A 1,041-nucleotide genomic window follows, 5' to 3' on the forward strand; every position below is an offset into this window, starting at 1 on the left:
AGGTATACATCCGAGAGACGGCCCAGCGCGTTCGCCGCCAGCATCAGGAACCAATACTGAGCTTCATTTCGAAAACGATTCTCCGCCATGAAGGAAAGCTGTAGCGTTTGCATGGGCGTAAGCTCGCCGACAAGAGATACATCTGTCAGACTCTCCCCGCGCTGACGATAGACGCCCCAAGTTCCGACCATCTGCAAGAGCAGATTGGTTGTGCCGATGAGTCGGAGAACCTTTTCAGCAGGCGACATCCGTTTAGAATTTTTGGCCTTTTCAACCATCAGCCAATCGAAATGGCCGTAGCTCAGCGTAAGCGCCGGGTTGCTCTTCTCCGAACAGTCTTCTTTCATTGAATGGCGAAGGAGCTCATTGGCGACGACCAGAAGATTGCCCATGTCGATGGGTGGTTCGGTGTTGCTGGTTTTCTGTTCAGGTTTGTCGACGTCTTTCGTTTCATCGGGTGACTGGTTAGCAGGTTTCTCGGCCTTTTGAGCTTTGATGAAATCTGCGTAAGTCGCGTTGCCAAGAACATCGGCCAGTGTTTCTTCCTTCAGAAGATCATTTTCCGATGAAGCGTTTACGTGGGAGAAATCAAAACCTTGTGCCGCAAGTTTCGGCTGAGCGAGCAACTCAGGCAAGGCATCCCAGAAACAGCTTACGATTGCACGTTCGTTTTTTTGTTCTTCCGAAAACACGGAGATAAGCCGCGCTTTGACTTGATCGAGAAGCGAGAGCTTTTGGCCGCTGACGTTGATGATTTCGAACATTTTCGCGGCTTCACCTTTGACGCGACCGCCCGCAAGCGGAAGCGTCACCCTTGTCACGTAGACTTTGTGACGAATACAGGCTTCGAACTCTTCCCAAGGCACTTTGTCTTCAGCTATGTTTTCGAAGTGTTTTGACAAAACACTGTCGATAACGTTCTTTTGCTCATCATGGGGAGGAAGCTCGCTCTCAAGTTCGGTTTCAAAACCGGGTAGATACTGATAGCTCGCGATGAGGTGCTGGTCGTAATTGATTTTGCGTTTCTCGGCGACAGTTTCA

Annotated in this window: 1 pseudogene; it reads right to left on the reverse strand. The window is 50.2% G+C overall.

The features are described 5' to 3' along the window. Positions 1 to 1,041 (reverse strand): annotated as a pseudogene (locus tag H6A60_RS11655) (hypothetical protein); the annotation flags it as partial.

The sequence above is a fragment of the Sutterella massiliensis genome (genome assembly GCF_016899755.1).
Lineage (GTDB): Bacteria > Pseudomonadota > Gammaproteobacteria > Burkholderiales > Burkholderiaceae_F > Sutterella > Sutterella massiliensis.